Genomic DNA, 16393 nt, shown 5'->3' on the forward strand with positions numbered 1-16393 from the left:
CTTTCGTGTCGCTGCCCGAACCGTCCCCCCGGGTGAGGGTCCGGGCGGGACGAGCTCAGTTCCGGCCGTAGGTGTCCTGGTAACGCACGATGTCGTCCTCGCCCAGGTAGGAGCCGGACTGGACCTCGATGATCTCCAGCGGCAGCTTGCCGGGGTTGGACAGCCGGTGCACCTGGCCCAGCGGGATGTAGGTGGACTGGTTCTCGGTCAGCAGCAGGGTCTTGTCGCCGTTGACGATCTCGGCCGTGCCCTGCACGACGATCCAGTGCTCCGCGCGGTGGTGGTGCATCTGCAGGCTCAGCGACGCGCCGGGCTTGACCATGATGCGCTTGACCTGGAAGCGCTCGCCCATGTCGATGCTGTCGTACCAGCCCCAGGGGCGGTGCACCTTGCGGTGCAGGTTCTGCTCGCCGCGCTGCGTGGCGGTCAGCTGGTTGACGATCTTCTTGACGTCCTGGCTCTTGCTGCGGTCGGCGACCAGCACCGCGTCCGGCGTCTCGACGACGACGATGTTGTCCAGCCCCACCGCGGACACCAGGCGGCTGGTGGCGTGCACCAGCGTGTTGCGGCTGTCCGCGATGATTGCGTCGCCGCGGCTCGCGTTGCCGGATTCATCCTTGTCCGCGACCTGCCAGACAGCCTCCCACGCGCCCAGGTCGTTCCAGCCGGCGTCCAGCGGCACCATGCGCAGCGCGATCGCGCTGCCGGGGCAGCGCTCCATCACGGCGTAGTCGATCGATTCCGACGGCACGGCCGCGAAAGCGTCCTTGGCCGGCCGCACGAAGGCGCCGTCCACCGCCTTGGCGGCGAAGGCGACGCGCGTGGCCTGGTCGATGTCGGGGCGGAACTGCTGCAGCGCCTGCAGCCAGACGCTGGCGCGCAGCACGAACATGCCGCTGTTCCAGTAATAGCCGCCCTGGTCGAGGTACTTCTGCGCGGTCGCCGCGTCGGGCTTCTCGACGAAGGCCTCGACGCGCAGGCCGGCGCCCTCGGCACCGGCGCGGATGTAGCCGTAGCCGGTTTCCGGCCGGTCGGGCGTGATGCCCAGGATCACGATGGCACCGTCCCTGGCCTGACGCACCGCGTCCTGCAAGGCGGCGGTGAAGGCCGGGCTGTCGGTGACGGTCTGGTCCGCGGGGGTGACGACGAGCACCGGGTCCTCGCCGCCTTCGATCGCCTGCAGTGCCGCCAGCGTGATGGCCGGCGCGGTGTTGCGGCCGACCGGCTCCAGCACGACGGCGCCAGGCACGAGCTTCTGCTCACGCAACTGGTCCAGCACCATGAAGCGGTGCTCCTCGTTGCCGACGACGATCGGGGCCTTCACCGCGATGTCCTCGGCGGACAGCGCGGCCAGCCGCTCCGCGGCCTGCTGGAACAGGCTGTTGTTGCCGCTCAGCACGAGGAACTGCTTTGGGTAGCCGGCACGCGAGAGCGGCCACAGCCGTGTGCCGCTGCCGCCGGCCATGATCACTGGTTGCGTGTCGATTTTGCTCAAGGTACTGCTCCCTCTGTCTGGGCGCGCCCGTCCGTCGAACGAGGGCGCGTGTGGTTCTGCGGATTCTGGAAAAGGGCGGTAGTGTCGCCGACGGCCGATCAGCCTTCGAAGCCGTTCGGATTGGCCGACTGCCAGCGCCAGCTGTCCTCGCACATGCGCTGCAGGTCGAACCGGGCGGTCCAGCCGAGCTTGTCCCGCGCCAGCGCCGGATCGGCGTAGCAGGCGGCGACGTCGCCGGGGCGGCGGGCGACGACCTCGTACGGGACCTCGCGGCCGCTGGCGGCGGCGAAGGCCTGGACCAGTTCCAGCACGCTGTAGCCGCGGCCGGTGCCGAGGTTGACCCAGATCGATTCGTCGCCGCGCAGCAGGAAGTTCAGCGCCGCGACGTGGCCTTCGGCCAGGTCGACGACGTGGATGTAGTCGCGCACGCCGGTGCCGTCGGGGGTGTCATAGTCGTCGCCGAAGACCGACAGCTTCGCGCGCCGTCCCACGGCCACCTGCGTCACGTAGGGCATCAGGTTGTTGGGGATGCCGCGCGGGTCCTCGCCGATGCGGCCGCTCTCGTGCGCGCCGACCGGGTTGAAGTAGCGCAGGCAGGCGGTCTGCCAGCGCAGATCCGACGCGCCCAGGTCGCGCAGGATGCCTTCGCCGATCAGCTTGGTCGCGCCGTACGGGTTGACGGCCATCAGCTCCGCGTCTTCGCGCAGCGGCAGGGTCTTGGGCTGGCCGTAGACGGTCGCGCTGGACGAGAAGACGATGCGCTTGCACTCGTGGCGGCGCATCGTCTCGCAGACGGTCAGCAGGCCGTCGATGTTGTTGCGGTAGTAGCTCAGCGGCTTGGTCGTGGACTCGCCGACCGCCTTGTAGGCGGCGAAGTGCACCACGGCCGCGGGCTGGTACTCGCTGAAGACGGCGTCCAGCGCCGCGCCGTCGCAGACGTCGAGCTTCTCGAACAGCGGCGTCTGGCCGCTGAGTTCGGCCAGGCGCTCCAGCACCTTGGGCGAGCTGTTGCTGAAGTTGTCCACGCCGACGACGCGGTACCCGGCGGCCTGCAGCGCGAGCCAGGTGTGGGAGGCGATGTAGCCGGTCGCGCCCGTCAGCAGGATGGTGTCGTTGGCCATGTGGGAGTCCCGGGTCTCAGCGGATCATGCCTTGCACGTAGCAGCCGGCGGTGTAGGCGTTGTAGGAGTAAAGCACGTTGGACGTGTCGCGATCGAATCGCGTGTACGAACAGCCCACGGTCACGTTGCGCAGCGCCTCCCAGGCCAGGCCCAGGCTGTACTGCTTGGAGTCGTCCCTGGCGCCGGCGCCGGGCAGGGCGATGTCGCCGTTGCGGCTCAGCTTCGTGATGCCCAGGCCGGCCGTCGCGGTGACCTTGCCGCTCAGCCGGTAGCTGAGCTGCGACTGCAGCGCGGTCTGCACGCGGTTGAAGTCCGCCAGGCCGTTGTTGATGCCGAGGTAGTAGGCCTCGACGCCGGTGTCGCGCGACAGCTTGGTGTTGAGCGACCAGCGCCCGCCGGGGGACAGGTTCCAGCTCAGCGAGCCGGTGACGCCGGTGAAGGAGTCCGAGGTGCTGCGGCTGATCCGCGCGTCCAGGCTGCTGGAGCCCGTGGCCCGCCAGCGCGCGGTGAGGTCGATGTCCTTGCGGTCCCACTCGAAGCCGTTGGACGGCACGCGGCCCTTGGTGTAGCGCCCCGCCACGCCGAAGCGCCACGCGCTGCTGGCGTTGTAGAGCACCCCCAGCGACGACATGTTCTGGCGGTACTCCTGGCTGTCCCAGAGCGCCAGCGAGTAGTCGCGCTCCCGGCGCGAGAACGTGCCTTCCAGCGTGAACGGCGAGAGGTTGGGCAGGCCCAGCCGGATGCTGCCGCCCAGGCTGCGGTCGGTCTGCAGGTTGCGCTCGGTGGTGGGGGCGATGCCGGTGTTGCTGTTGAAGTCGGCCAGGGTGCGTGCGGTGGTGTAGTCCAGCGTGCCGGACAGGTTGCCTGCGGTCTCCCAGTCGAGACCCGTGTCGATGTTGTAGCCGCGGTTGTTCAGGCTGCTGTTGTGCTGGTAGCGCGTGTCGTTGAAGCGCGCGTCGGCATGGACGCGTTGACGACCCAGTCGCGTGTCGGCGCCTGCCAGCAGGCTCAGCGAGGTCAGCTGGTCGCTGTTGGAGGCGGCATTCGAGCGGAACACGTTGTCCGTGTAGTAGTGACCCAGCGAGGCCCCGAGGTACCAGGGGCTGCCGGCATCGCTCTGCGCCCGGACGGTCCCGGAGGCGGCGGCCAGGAGGACGGCCGGCAGGGCCAGGCGGTGGAGTCGCTTCATCGGTGGGGTCCCCTTCTTGTGGTCGTCATCTGCTGTCGTCATCAATAGGCATGGCGATCGAACAGCATCAGCCGGACCGTCCGGACGATGATCTGGAGATCCAGTCCCAGCGACCAGTTGCGCAGGTACTCGAGATCGTATTCGACGCGCGCCTTCATCTTGTCCACGGTGTCCGTCTCGCCGCGCAGGCCGTTGACCTGCGCCCAGCCGGTGATGCCCGGCTTGACCTTGTGGCGGACCATGTAGGCCTTGATGATCTGGCGGTATTCCTCGTTGTGCGCGACCGCGTGCGGGCGCGGTCCGACGATGCTCATGCGTCCCTGCAGCACGTTGATGAACTGCGGCAGCTCGTCCAGCGAGGTCTTGCGGATGAAGGCGCCGAACGGCGTGATGCGCGGGTCGCCCTTGGTCGCCTGCTTGACGACCGCGCCGTTGTCCATCGAGCGCATCGAGCGGAACTTGTAGACCATGATCTCTTCGCCGTCCAGGCCGTTGCGGCGCTGGCGGAAGATCACCGGCCCTGGCGAGCTCATCTTCACGCCGATGGCCAGCATCACCAGGATCGGCGAGATCAGCACCAGGATCAGCGACGCCAGCACGATGTCGCTGATCCGCTTGACGACTTCGTTCACGCCGGTGAACGGCGTTTCCAGGATGCCGACGACGGGCACGCCGTTCACGTCCTGCAAGCGGCCCTGGATGATGCTGATGCCGAAGACGTCGGGCACGAAGAACAGCGACGCGGTCGTGCCCTGCAACTGCTCCAGCAGGCGCAGGATGCGCGGCTGCGAGCCCAGCGGCAGCGTGATGTAGACCTCCCGCACGCCGTGCGTGCGGACGTAGTCGCTGAGCTGCGGCAGCGTGCCCAGCACGCGGCCCAGGCAGTCGGGATGCAGCCGGTCGTCGGTGCGGTCCTCGAAGAAGCCCAGGCAGTCCGCGCCGCCGACGGGGCCGAACTGCAGCGCCCGCGCGACCTTCGCCCCCAGCGGCCCCGCGCCGATGATCACCGCGGTGCGCCGGATCCACGGCTGGCGCGAACGCCAGCGCAGCACGCGCCGGCCGATCTCGACCGCGATGATCTGCGCCAGCGGCGTCAGCAGCGCCCACCACAGCAGCACCGGCCGCTCGAAGTAATGGAAGCTGCTGGTCGCGTAGGCGAACATGCCCAGGATCAGCAGCAGCATCAACCACGAACCGACGATGTCGGTGACGGCACTGGCGGGATGGTCGGCAAAGCGGTTGCGTCCCGGGAAGGTCAGTGCGAACACCAGCATGCACAGCGTGTACGTGGAACGCATCACCGGCTCGCCGAACCAGGCCAGCAGGGTCAGATAGACCAGGACGATCAGTGTCGGTTCCAGGAAGGCCGCGATGAAGGATTGGACCGACTGCGGCGCGCTGTAGAAGGTTCTTTTGTAATTTCGGTCCTCAAACATCACCCAGTGGTCCTTCCCGGCCAAGAGCCGGAAATTCTCGCTCAATAAGTTGCGCGGACTCGTAACCGGACCCCTAGCTTGTCACCGGTTCCGCCGCGGCCGGGCCATTCTCGCGCCCTGCCTACAATCCGCCCCATGCTTCAAGAATGGTCCAAGCTCCTCGCCCCCGCGGTCCAGGATCGCATCACGCTGTTGCTCAACCATGTCATGTCCCGCGAGCCCGTCGCCACCGCGCGCCTGGCCCCGCATACGGGCAAGACCTTGCGACTGCGTCTGGCCGGCTGGCCGGCGATGCTGCCGGCCGCGCCGGATCTGCGCCTGCGCATCACCCCGGCCGGTCTTCTGGAACGGTTGGGCGACGAGGATGCCCCTAGGCAAGAACCGGACCTGCTCATCGAGCTGGACGCGTCCAACCCCGCCGCCGCGGCCTTCGCGGCGCTGTCGGGCGCGCGTCCGGATGTACGGGTGCAGGGCGACGCGCAACTGGCCGGCGACTTCAACTGGCTGATCGACCACGTGCGCTGGGACATCGAGGACGACCTCGCGGCCATCACCGGTCCGGCCGTGGCGCACCAGCTCGGCCGTGTCGGCCGCGCGGCCGCCGGGGCGATGGCGACGCTGGCCCGGCAGGCGGGTCGCTTCATGCCCGACGGCCAGGGCCGGACATGAGCGCCCGGACCGAGATCCGGGCATGAGGTATCTGTCCCGCCTGCTGGTCATCGTCTGGACCCTCTATCGACACGGGCTGGACGAGCTGGCGCTGTCCACGCTCAAGCGCCGGCGGTTCCGCTTCCTGCGCCGGCTGATCACGGTCGGCCGCGCCTGGGACCAACCCCGCGGCATGCGCCTGCGGCTGGCGCTGGAGCGGCTGGGGCCGATCTTCGTCAAGTTCGGCCAGTTGCTGTCCACGCGGCGCGACCTGGTGCCGCCGGACATGATCGAGGAACTGTCCCGGCTGCAGGACAACGTGCCGCCGTTCCCCGCCGAGCTCTCGCGCGAACTGATCGAGCGCGCCTTCGGCCGCCGCATCGAGGAGCTGTTCGCCACCTTCGACGCCGAGCCGGTGGCCAGCGCCTCGATCGCGCAGGTGCACTTCGCGACGCTGCACGACGGGCGTGAAGTCGCCGTCAAGGTGCTGCGGCCGGGCATGCTCGACATCATCGAGGACGACCTGGCGCTGATGCGCACGCTGGCGGGCTGGGTGGAGCGTTTCTCCGCCGACGGCCGACGGCTGAAGCCGCGCGAGGTCGTCGCCGAGTTCAACACCTACCTGCACGACGAGCTGGACCTGGTGCGCGAGGCCGCCAACGCGGCCCAGCTCCGTCGCAACATGCAGGACCTGCAGCTGGTGATGGTGCCGGAGATGATCTGGGAGCTCTGCCGGAGCGAGGTCATCGTGATGGAGCGCATGCGCGGCGTGCCGATCTCGCAGCTGGAGCGGTTGCGCGAGGCGGGCGTGGACATCAGGAAGCTGGCCCGCGACGGGGTGACGATCTTCTTCACGCAGGTGTTCCGCGACGGCTTCTTCCATGCCGACATGCACCCCGGGAACATCCAGGTCAGCCTGGAGCCGCACACCTTCGGCCGTTACATCGCGTTGGACTTCGGGATCATCGGCACGCTGACCGAGGTCGACAAGGACTACTTGGCGCAGAACTTCATCGCCTTCTTCCGCCGCGACTACAAGCGCGTCGCCGAGTTGCACATCGAATCCGGCTGGGTGCCGCCCGAGACCCGCGTCGATGAACTCGAGGGCGCGGTGCGCACCGTCTGCGAGCCGCATTTCGACAAGCCGCTGAAGGACATCTCGCTGGGCCAGGTGTTGATGCGCCTGTTTCAGATCTCCCGCAGATTTAACGTGGAGATTCAGCCTCAGCTGGTTTTGCTGCAAAAAACGCTGCTCAACATTGAAGGTTTGGGCAGGCAGCTCGATCCCGAACTGGACCTCTGGGCGACGGCCAAGCCGTTCCTCGAGCGCTGGATGGACGAGCAGATCGGCTGGCGAGCCTTCCTGCGCCAGTTGAAGAAGGAGGCGCCGCGCTTTGCGCAGATGGTGCCGGAGTTCCCCCGGCTGATGCACGAGGTGCTGCGCCAGCGCGCCGAGGACGGCCATGCCGACCTGACGCGTCAGCTGCTGGTGGAGCAGCGCCGCACCAATCACCTGTTGCAGGCACTGCTGTGGGGCGTGGGCGGCTTCATGCTGGCGCTCGTGCTCACCCAGCTGGCGATGCGCTGGATCGACTGAGGATCGTTCGCCGCGCCGTGGCCACGCAAACCGCCCCTCGTGGGGGCGGTGGACGGGTGGGGAAGGGGCCCCTCGGGGGCTTTCTGGGGAAGCGGAAGGGAAAGCCGGCTTTCGAGTCAGGTCGTGCGTCAGGTCGTGCGTCAGGTCGCGCGTCAGGTGGCGTAGTCGGCGAAGCCCTGCTTCAGGCGCGAGCGCAGCAGCGTCCGCACGCGGTTCACGCGCGAGCGCACCGTGCCGATCGGGATCGCCTGGATCTCGGCGACATCGCGGTAGGACTCCTCCTGCAGGCAGGCCAGGTCGAAGGTGCCTCGCAGGTCGGGCGACAGTCCGGACAGCGTCACGTCGACGATGCCGGCCAGTTGCCGGTAGGCGACCTGCTGGCTGACATCCATCGACGACTCGCGCGGCCGGTGCGCCGATTCGGAATCCATGGCTGTCCATGAAGGCGGCGATGCAGGCGCGCTTTTCCAGGACGTGCGCCGGTACGGGGGCCTGTTCGGCTGCGGGAGCAAGATCGATCATGGCGTTGGCGGATGAAGAGCGGCGCCGTGCGCCGCGGGAGCGGGCGGCGCCGCGCGGCGCCGCCCAGCGGGGAGGTCGACGACTGAACCGTTACCAGCCGAAGCCTCGGCCGAAGCCGCCGCCGAAGCCGCGGAAGCAGTTCGCCATGTTGGCGGCGCAGCTGCCCATGAACGAGCCGCAGAAGCCGGACGCGAAGTCCATGCCGCGGCCGAAGAAGCCGCGCTGGCTGGTCATGGCGCCTTGTTGTCGCATGCCGTCGTTGAGGCCCCTCTGATAGGCCAGTTCCTGTTTCACTGCGTGGATTTCTCCGGACATAAAAGTTCCTTCTTTCTTGATGTTTAAGGGGGGTAGAGCGAGCGCGTCTGGCGCTCGTGAGGGAGACGTCAGCGCATGCTGACCTTGTCGATGAGGGCGATCTGGGCGTTGGCCATTTCGATGCGCATGCCGGTCTTGGCGTTTGCCAATTGCTGCTGCGACTTCATCTGCTGCAGTTCCCCGGCTTCCGCTGCGTTTTCGTCGCTTTGGAACTGGCTCGATTGGGATTGCATCTGCTGATTGGCAAAGTTGCCGTAGTCATAATTCGAGGGCATTGAATTCCTTTCAAAGGCGCGCGCGGCGCTGAAACGATCAGTAGGGGCGACGGAAAGCGGAGTTCGCGGGGCGGGAGGACCCTGGGCAACCCGATGTGAGGTTCCGGGGATAATCCGCGCGCTTTTTTGTGTGTGGACCCCCCACGCGTTTGCATCCCCGCATTCCCAAGGCCCGCTGCCATGCTCCTGACCCTGGTCATCCTCTACCTGCTTGTCACCATCGCGATCGGCCTGTGGGCCGCCAAGCGGGTGAAGAACACGGCGGACTTCGCCATTGCCGGGCGACACCTGCCCTTGGTGATGATCATCACGACGACGTTCGCGACGTGGTTCGGCTCCGAGACCGTGCTGGGCATCCCGGCCAAGTTCGTGCAGACGGGGCTGAACGGCGTCGTGGAGGACCCGTTCGGGGCCGGGTCGTGCCTGATCCTGGTGGGCCTGTTCTTCGCGGCCAAGCTCTACAGGATGACGCTGCTGACGATCAGCGACTACTACCGCGAGCGCTACGGCCGCGTGGTCGAGGTGGTCTGCAGCTTCATCATCATCCTGTCCTACCTCGGCTGGGTGGCGGCGCAGGTGACGGCGCTGGGCCTGGTGTTCAAGCTGCTGTCGGGCGGCGCGATCAGCATCCCCGTGGGCATGATGATCGGCACCGCGTCCATCCTGGCCTACACGCTGTTCGGCGGCATGTGGTCGGTGGCCGTGACCGACTTCATCCAGATGATCATCCTGGTGGTCGGCCTGTCCATCATTGCCTGGTTCGCCGCCGACATGGCCGGCGGCGCCGACAAGGTCATCACGCTGGCCAGCAGCCAGGACATGTTCCGCTTCCTGCCCGAGCCGAGCTTCCACGACATCGTGTTCTTCCTCGGCGCGGCCGTGACGATGATGCTGGGCTCGATCCCGCAGCAGGACGTGTTCCAGCGCGTGATGTCGGCCAAGGACATCAAGGCCGCGACGCGCGGTCCGGTCATCGGCGGCATCTGCTACATCCTGTTCGCCTTCGTGCCGATGTTCATCGTCGTCAGCGCGCTGATCATCATGCCGGAGGCCGCCAAGCAGCTGATCGCCGAGGACCCGCAGCAGGTCATCCCGCGCCTGGTGATGGACCGCATGCCCTTCATCATGCAGGTGATCTTCTTCGGCGCGCTGCTGTCGGCGCTGAAGTCGACCGCCTCGGCCACGCTGCTGGCGCCGTCGGTGACCTTCGTCGAGAACATCTGGCGCCAGTTCTTCCCGCGCGTCTCGGACAAGCAGGAACTGCGCACGATGCGCATCGCGGTGCTGCTGTTCTCGGTCTGCGTCTGCGGCTACGCGATCGCGCTGCAGGGCACCTCGATCTACGAGATGGTCTCCAGCGCCTACCAGGTCACCCTGGTCGGCGCCTTCGTCCCGCTGGTCTTCGGCCTGTACTGGCAGCGCGCGACGACGCAGGGGGCCATCTTCGCGATCGTGCTGGGCGTGATCACCTGGCTGCTGTTCCTCGTGACGCCCGCGGGCGAGCAGTTCCCGGCGCAGCTGGCGGGCCTGCTGGCGGGCATCGTCGGCATGCTGGTCGGGTCGCTGGGGCCGCAGGCGATCCGGGATTCCCACGGATCGCACCACCGCCTGGCCGGCGGGGCCTGAGCCCGGAGCGGGCCCGGCGAGCCCGGCAGGCGCCGGGCAAGAGGGCAGCATGAGGCGGGCATGAGTCGGGCATGAGTCAGCCGTCAGCGGCGCCCTCTATATAATTTCGGGTTTTTGACCCGGTAGTCCCCACAACATGCCGATCTACGCTTACCGCTGCGGCGCCTGCGGCCACGCCAAAGACGTGCTGCAGAAGCTGTCCGACGCCCCGCTGACCGTCTGCCCCGCCTGTGGCGCGGAGAGCTTCTCGAAGCAGGTGACCGCCGCCGGCTTCCAGTTGAAGGGATCCGGCTGGTACGCGACCGACTTCCGGGGCGGCTCGACCGCGGCCGCGGCGACGTCCGCCGCCGCGCCGGCCGCCGGAGCCGAAGGCGCGTCGACGTCGGGCGGTGCTCCCGCCGCCGCGTCCGAGTCGTCCTCCGGCTCGGCGTCGTCGTCGGGCACGGCCTGCGGCGGCTCCTGCGCCTGCCACTGAGATCGAGGCCCGGACCCAGGCATGCGCAAGTACATCATCACCGGCCTGCTGGTCTGGCTCCCGCTCGCGATCACCGTCTGGGTGCTCCTCTGGGTGCTCGGCATGATCGACGGCGTCTTCATGTGGCTGCTGTCGGCCGTCGGCGCGGTGCTGCCGCTGGCCGCCCAGGAATCGCTCAAGCAGCTGCACGACATCCCCGGCCTGGGGGTGGTCGTCATGGTCGCGCTGCTGATGCTGACCGGCATGTTCGTCGCGAACATCTTCGGCCAGTGGTGGCTGCGCCAGTGGGACCGGCTGCTCTACAAGATCCCCATCGTCAAGAGCATCTACAGCTCGGTCAAGCAGGTCTCGGACACGCTGTTCTCGTCCAGCGGCAACGCCTTCCGCGAGGCGGTGCTGGTGCCGTATCCGCACCAGGGTTCCTGGACCATCGCCTTCGTCACCGGCACGCCGCGCGGCGAGGTCGCCCAGCAGCTGGGCACGCTCAGCGGCGCCGAGGCCGACGAGCACGTGGCGCTGTACGTGCCCACGACGCCCAACCCGACCTCGGGCTTCTTCCTGATGATGCCCCGGGCGCAGTTGCGGCCTTTGGCGATGAGCGTGGACGAAGCGCTCAAATACATCATCTCGATGGGCGTCGTCGCTCCTCAAGGGGATCCCGCGATCGTCCTGCCGAGCGAAGCCACCCGAAATTGACCGGGCTGAGCGCCCCGGCAAGCGCTCAGTCCTGAGGGTCCGCAGGACCCCGCCAGCGCCCTTTTGAATCGCTGGCCGCGCCCGTCGTCGAGCCCCGTGCCGACAACGTCTTGAAGGCGCGCCGCCAGCCCCGCCCCGAACACTGAAGAATTTCCGGAGAACCCCCATGCGTACCTGCTATGCCGGCCAAGTCAGCGAGAAGCTGCTGGACCAGACCGTGACCCTGATGGGCTGGGCCCATCGCAGCCGCGACCACGGCGGCGTCATCTTCATCGAACTGCGCGACCGCGAAGGCCTCGTGCAGGTCGTCTGCGACCCCGACCGCCCCGAGATGTTCAAGGTGGCCGAAAGCGTGCGCAGCGAGTTCTGCATCAAGGTCGTCGGCAAGGTGCGCGCGCGCCCGGCCGACAAGCAGAACGCCAACGTCGCCAGCGGCAAGGTCGAAGTCCTGTGCCATGAGCTGGAAGTGCTGAACCCGTCGGTGACGCCGGCCTTCCCGCTGGACGATGAGAACATCTCCGAGACCACGCGCCTGACGCACCGCGTGCTGGACCTGCGCCGCCCGTACATGCAGAACAACCTGATGCTGCGCTACCGCGTGGCGATGGAAGCGCGCAAGTTCCTGGACGAGCACGGCTTCGTCGACATCGAGACGCCGATGCTCACGAAGAGCACCCCGGAAGGCGCCCGCGACTACCTGGTCCCGTCGCGTGTCCATGACGGCATGTTCTTCGCGCTGCCGCAGTCGCCGCAGCTGTTCAAGCAGCTGCTGATGGTGGCGGGCTTCGACCGCTACTACCAGATCACGAAGTGCTTCCGCGACGAGGACCTGCGCGCCGACCGCCAGCCCGAGTTCACGCAGATCGACATCGAGACCTCGTTCCTGGGCGAGGAAGAGATCCGCGCGATGTTCGAGGGCATGATCCGCCACGTCTTCCGCAAGGCGCTGAATGTCGAGCTGGGCGACTACCCGGTGATGAAGTACGCCGAGGCGATGCACCGCTTCGGCTCCGACAAGCCGGACCTGCGCGTCAAGCTCGAGTTCACCGAGCTGACCGACGTGATGGGCGACGTCGACTTCAAGGTCTTCTCCGGCCCGGCCACGACGCCCGGCGGTCGCGTGGTCGCGCTGCGCGTGCCCGGCGGCGCACAGATGAGCCGCGGCGAGATCGACAGCTACACCGAGTTCGTCAAGATCTACGGCGCCAAGGGCCTGGCCTGGATCAAGGTCAACGAGACGGCCAAGGGCCGCGAGGGCCTGCAGTCCCCGATCGTGAAGAACCTGCACGACAAGGCGGTCGCGGACATCCTGTCGCGCACCGGCGCGCAGGACGGCGACCTGATCTTCTTCGGCGCGGACAAGGCCAAGGTCGTCAACGACGCGATCGGCGGGCTGCGCCTGAAGATCGGTCACAGCGAGTTCGGCAAGACCAGCGGCCTGTTCGAGGACAAGTGGGCGCCGCTGTGGGTCGTCGACTTCCCGATGTTCGAGGAAGACGAGGAGAACAAGCGCTGGGCCGCCGTGCACCACCCGTTCACCGCGCCGAAGGACGGCCATGAGGACCTGATGGTCACGGATCCGGGCAAGTGCGTGGCCAAGGCCTACGACATGGTGCTCAACGGCTGGGAGCTGGGCGGCGGTTCGGTGCGGATCCACAAGGCCGACGTGCAGGCCAAGGTCTTCGAGGCGCTCAACATCAGCCCCGAGGAACAGCGCGTGAAGTTCGGCTTCCTGCTGGACGCGCTGCAGTACGGCGCGCCGCCGCACGGTGGCCTGGCCTTCGGCCTGGACCGCCTGGTGACGCTGATGACCAAGGCCGAGTCGATCCGCGACGTGATCGCGTTCCCGAAGACGCAGCGCGCGCAGTGCCTGCTGACCGGCGCGCCGTCCTTCGTCGACGAGAAACAGCTGCGCGAGCTGCACATCCGCCTGCGCAACCCGGGCGCCGCGACGGCCTGACGATCGCCCACCGGTGGCGCTGAAGGCGCCGCCGCACGAAGCACAACGCCCCGAGGCTCAAGCCGTCGGGGCGTTGTCTTTTCAATCCGGACCCATCAATCGAGCTTGAGCCTGTATCCGTATCGGAACGATTCGACGCTGGTGGGTGTGTCGGCGCCGCGGCCCTGCAGACTGCGTTCGCGCGAAGGGCCGTAGTTGATGCCGGGAGCGCCGGTCTGTTGATCGCCGACGAGTCGCGTGTCGTGGTGGCGCAGGACGGTCCGGGTTTCCACCGTCGTGTTGCCCGACGAGGACGTCACGGTGCGATGCTCGAGGACATCGCCGTCGACGCCGCGCTCCCGGCTCGTGACCTCGGTGCCGGCGAACGTCGAGCGCGTCGGTCCACGGGTCAGGAGGCGCGTGACGAGGGGCGGTCGATGCAGGCTCGACGCGGGGCCGGCCAGCTTGTTGTGCTGGGCGGCGGACGCGACCGGATGCGCCGGGATCGGCGGCGTCTCCGCTTTCGCCGGCAGGACGATGACCAGGCCGAAGATCGCGGCGGTGATCACCGTGGACAGGACGATGGCGCAGGCGGCGCGGGTGGGCTGGAGAGGCGGTGTTGTCATGTGCATGGGGATGTCGAACAGAGATGGCGATCCTCCTGTTTTGACGTGATCCCCTTCAATGGCACGAGTGAGTGAGAGTGGGTCCTCTACCGACTTGAATGAGTGTGCTCAACCCGGTTATCAGTCGGAATCGTTGAAAGAGCGCCCCGGGCGGCGTGATCCATCGGGGCGTTTATGCTCCGGTCGTTCCCCGCAGCGGGGCGGCATTGAACGGGACGGACATGGCGACGGGCGAGCGAGGCGAACGCGGGAGCAAGGGCAGGGACGGGCGCACGCGGCAGGCGGGCGCACGACGCGGCACCGGTGCGGGGGGACGCCTGCCCTTGACGCCGCAGGCGCGCTGGGAACGGCTGGTGATGCGTCGCCCCGGCCTGGCCCTGCCGCGGCTGCAGCGCCTGATCGCGCGCGAGGGCGAGCCGCCGTTCCAGGCCCTGCTCGGCGCCTTCTTCATCCTTGAGCGCTGGGGCCGCGGACCGGAACTGCAGGCCGAACTGGAACGCGCCATCGCCCGCGCGTTGCAGCACCGGCTGCTGGAGGAGGCGGCGGAGCTCAGCGAGGCGCTGGGCCGCATGCACTACCAGCGCGGCGACTACGTCCAGGCCTGCAACGCCTGGAGCCAGACGCTGGAGCTGGCCGACGACGAGACCCGCTGGGCCTGCCTGGCCCGGATCGGCCTGGCGCACCTGTGTTTCGCGCTCGGCGACTGGGCGCGCGGCGGCCGGGTGCTGGATCAAGCCGAGCTGCACTATCCGCAGCTGGGCGACGACCCCTACATGCGCTCCAAGATCGCGCTGAACCGCGCCGTCTCGCTGCGCGCGACGCAGGGCCCGCAGGCCGCGCTGCCGCGCCTGGACGAGGCCCGCGCCGACGCGCGCGCCGTCGGCCACCGCGACTACGAGGCCGAGGCGATGTGGCACCACGCGCGCTGCGCGCGCGACAGCGGCGCGGTGGAGCACGCCCTGACCCTGGCGGCGGAGGCGGAAGATCTTTCGCGGCGCTGCCGCTACCGCTGGTTGCAGGCGCAGACGCTGCTGCTGATCAGCGAGCTGCGACGCGGGACCGAGGCCGTGCCGCCCGCGCAGCAGGCGCTCGCGCTGGGCGAGGAGATCCAGTCGAGGTCCTTGCAGGCAGCGGCGCACGGGCGGCTGGGACAGCTGATGGCGGAGCAGGAGCAGCTCGGGCCGAGCTGGTATCACCAGCAGCAGCGGCAGCGCCTGGAGGCGACGCTCGGGCAGACGGAACTGCCGGCGCGGCTGGAACAGCTCGCGCGCTTCGACACGGATCCGCACGGTGCGGAAGGATTGCTGCTGACGCTGGGACGTTCCGGCGCGGCGGTGGCGACGACCGCGGACGTCGAATCGCAATGGGGCCAGGCGCGGCCGCGGCTGTTGGAAGCCTTGGCGCTGACGGGCCTGGATCTGCGCTGGACCGCGGGGGGCTCCGCCTCGCTCGTGGGCGCCGCGGCGCGCGCGGGCCGCTCGTCGCAGACGCTGTCGCTGAGGAACGCGGCCGGCGCGGTGGTCGGGGAACTGGTGCTGGAACGGGCGGAAGGCGCCGTCTGGTCGCGCGCCGACCGCAGCCGGGCCGAGCGGCTCGCCGGCTGGCTGCAGCGCCTGATCGCCCAACTGCCCGCGCCGCAGGCGCCGGGCGGCACGTCCGATGCCGCCGACCCGGGGGCGCAGGCGCGGACGCTGGTGGCGGTGCTGGAGCGGCTCGCCAGCAGCCCCGGCGATGCCGCGGACGCCGACGCGGGACGTGCCGGTCTGACGGAAGCGCTCGAGCTCGCGCGGCGGCTCGCCGCGCGGCTCGCCTGAGCCGACGTCCTGACGTGCCTGGCGGAACGCGCTTCGCGGGACGCGGTCACCAGATGGCGAGGCTCGACGTCAGCACGCGTTGAAGCCAGCTGCGGCGGGCCGCGTCTGATACCTCGCCCTTGCCGGCGATCTCCATCCTCGCATTGACGACGTCCGCGGACTGGACCTGGTTGCCCGTTCGGATGTCCTGCGGATTGACGACGCCCGAGAAGCGCAGCGTCTGCAGCCCGCCGTTCATCGCGATGCTGCGCTCGCCGGCCACGACGAGGTGGCCGTTGGGCAGCACGTTGATCACGGAGACGGCCATCTGTCCGCTCAGGCTGCCGCTGGCCTCGGTATCGCCGGAGCCCTTGTACGAATCGCTGCCCGACGCGGTGGCGTCGGCCTTGAGCAGACGGTCGACGATGCCGACGTTGCTGGAGCCGCCCGGTCCCTTGACCGCGAGCTTGTTGTCGCGGCTGGTGTCGGTCTTGCTCTTCTGCGTGGCGCTGAGCGACTCGCTGATGGCGACCTTCAGCGAATCGCCGACCTGGCGCGCGCGGCGCTCGGTGGTGAAGAGCGAGGCCGCGGCCATGCCGGGCTGGTAGATCGCGCCGTTGTTGACGCGCTCGACATAGGC

At 68.5% G+C, this 16393-nt stretch carries 16 protein-coding genes; 7 read left to right on the forward strand and 9 right to left on the reverse strand.

The annotated features are described in order from the left end of the window. Nucleotides 1–55: 55 nt before the first annotated feature. The 4 genes from ACFJIX_RS13815 to ACFJIX_RS13830 all read right to left on the reverse strand — a co-directional run bounded on the left by ACFJIX_RS13815 (nt 56) and on the right by ACFJIX_RS13830 (nt 5241). Nucleotides 56–1465 (reverse strand): mannose-1-phosphate guanylyltransferase/mannose-6-phosphate isomerase, encoded by a 1410-nt coding sequence (locus tag ACFJIX_RS13815; RefSeq protein ID WP_377161772.1) that lies wholly within the window; start codon nt 1463–1465, stop codon nt 56–58. 128 nt (nt 1466–1593) lie between these two features. Then, nucleotides 1594–2616 carry a UDP-glucose 4-epimerase GalE gene (gene galE, locus ACFJIX_RS13820; protein ID WP_377160938.1) on the reverse strand — a complete coding sequence of 341 codons (1023 nt, stop codon included), beginning with the start codon at nt 2614–2616 and terminating at the stop codon, nt 1594–1596. A gap of 16 nt (nt 2617–2632) precedes the next feature. Then, nucleotides 2633–3805 (reverse strand): hypothetical protein, encoded by a 1173-nt coding sequence (locus tag ACFJIX_RS13825; RefSeq protein WP_377160940.1) that lies wholly within the window; start codon nt 3803–3805, stop codon nt 2633–2635. 41 nt (nt 3806–3846) lie between these two features. Then, a complete protein-coding gene (locus tag ACFJIX_RS13830) occupies nt 3847–5241 on the reverse strand; it encodes an undecaprenyl-phosphate glucose phosphotransferase (RefSeq protein WP_377160942.1) in 1395 nt (464 codons plus the stop codon). Between the two features lie 135 nt (nt 5242–5376). Here ACFJIX_RS13830 and ACFJIX_RS13835 point away from each other — a divergent pair, with 135 nt between their 5' ends. Both ACFJIX_RS13835 and ubiB read left to right on the forward strand, forming a co-directional pair. Then, on the forward strand, nt 5377–5910 hold the full coding sequence (locus ACFJIX_RS13835; protein ID WP_377160944.1) for a hypothetical protein: 534 nt from the start codon (nt 5377–5379) through the stop codon (nt 5908–5910). Nucleotides 5911–5932: 22 nt separating this feature from the next. After that, the gene (ubiB, locus tag ACFJIX_RS13840; RefSeq protein WP_377160946.1) at nt 5933–7486 is read left to right on the forward strand and encodes a ubiquinone biosynthesis regulatory protein kinase UbiB; all 1554 of its coding nucleotides are present in this window, start codon (nt 5933–5935) and stop codon (nt 7484–7486) included. Between the two features lie 152 nt (nt 7487–7638). Here the strand turns inward: ubiB and ACFJIX_RS13845 are convergent, their stop codons facing one another. The 3 genes from ACFJIX_RS13845 to ACFJIX_RS13855 form a co-directional block, all read right to left on the reverse strand. Beyond that, entirely contained in the window at nt 7639–7917 is a 279-nt protein-coding gene (locus ACFJIX_RS13845; RefSeq protein WP_377160948.1) for a sigma factor-like helix-turn-helix DNA-binding protein, read from the reverse strand. A 181-nt stretch (nt 7918–8098) separates the two neighbouring features. Beyond that, nucleotides 8099–8302: a hypothetical protein gene (locus ACFJIX_RS13850; RefSeq protein WP_377160950.1), complete on the reverse strand. Its 204-nt coding sequence runs from the start codon at nt 8300–8302 to the stop codon at nt 8099–8101. An 89-nt stretch (nt 8303–8391) separates the two neighbouring features. Next, the gene (locus tag ACFJIX_RS13855) at nt 8392–8598 is read right to left on the reverse strand and encodes a hypothetical protein (RefSeq protein ID WP_377160952.1); all 207 of its coding nucleotides are present in this window, start codon (nt 8596–8598) and stop codon (nt 8392–8394) included. Between the two features lie 180 nt (nt 8599–8778). Here ACFJIX_RS13855 and ACFJIX_RS13860 point away from each other — a divergent pair, with 180 nt between their 5' ends. The 4 genes from ACFJIX_RS13860 to aspS all read left to right on the forward strand — a co-directional run bounded on the left by ACFJIX_RS13860 (nt 8779) and on the right by aspS (nt 13355). Beyond that, nucleotides 8779–10224, forward strand: coding sequence for a sodium:solute symporter family protein (locus ACFJIX_RS13860; RefSeq protein WP_377160954.1), 1446 nt, complete (start codon nt 8779–8781; stop codon nt 10222–10224). A gap of 136 nt (nt 10225–10360) precedes the next feature. Beyond that, complete coding sequence (locus ACFJIX_RS13865; protein ID WP_377160956.1) at nt 10361–10699, forward strand: FmdB family zinc ribbon protein; 339 nt, start codon at nt 10361–10363, stop codon at nt 10697–10699. A gap of 21 nt (nt 10700–10720) precedes the next feature. Next, entirely contained in the window at nt 10721–11395 is a 675-nt protein-coding gene (locus tag ACFJIX_RS13870; RefSeq protein WP_377160958.1) for a DUF502 domain-containing protein, read from the forward strand. 166 nt (nt 11396–11561) lie between these two features. Beyond that, entirely contained in the window at nt 11562–13355 is a 1794-nt protein-coding gene (gene aspS / locus ACFJIX_RS13875; protein WP_377160960.1) for an aspartate--tRNA ligase, read from the forward strand. Between the two features lie 95 nt (nt 13356–13450). Here aspS and ACFJIX_RS13880 read toward each other — a convergent pair whose 3' ends face one another. Next, on the reverse strand, nt 13451–13903 hold the full coding sequence (locus ACFJIX_RS13880; RefSeq protein ID WP_377160962.1) for a hypothetical protein: 453 nt from the start codon (nt 13901–13903) through the stop codon (nt 13451–13453). Nucleotides 13904–14181: 278 nt separating this feature from the next. On the opposite strand from ACFJIX_RS13880, the gene ACFJIX_RS13885 reads away from it, so the two are divergent. Further along, nucleotides 14182–15774 (forward strand): hypothetical protein, encoded by a 1593-nt coding sequence (locus ACFJIX_RS13885; protein ID WP_377160964.1) that lies wholly within the window; start codon nt 14182–14184, stop codon nt 15772–15774. 46 nt (nt 15775–15820) lie between these two features. Here the strand turns inward: ACFJIX_RS13885 and ACFJIX_RS13890 are convergent, their stop codons facing one another. Continuing rightward, entirely contained in the window at nt 15821–16348 is a 528-nt protein-coding gene (locus ACFJIX_RS13890; protein ID WP_377160966.1) for a flagellar basal body L-ring protein FlgH, read from the reverse strand. Between the last annotated feature and the right edge of the window lie 45 nt (nt 16349–16393).

It is taken from the genome of Roseateles sp. UC29_93, from assembly GCF_042695725.1.
Taxonomy (GTDB): Bacteria; Pseudomonadota; Gammaproteobacteria; order Burkholderiales; family Burkholderiaceae_C; genus Roseateles; species Roseateles noduli_A.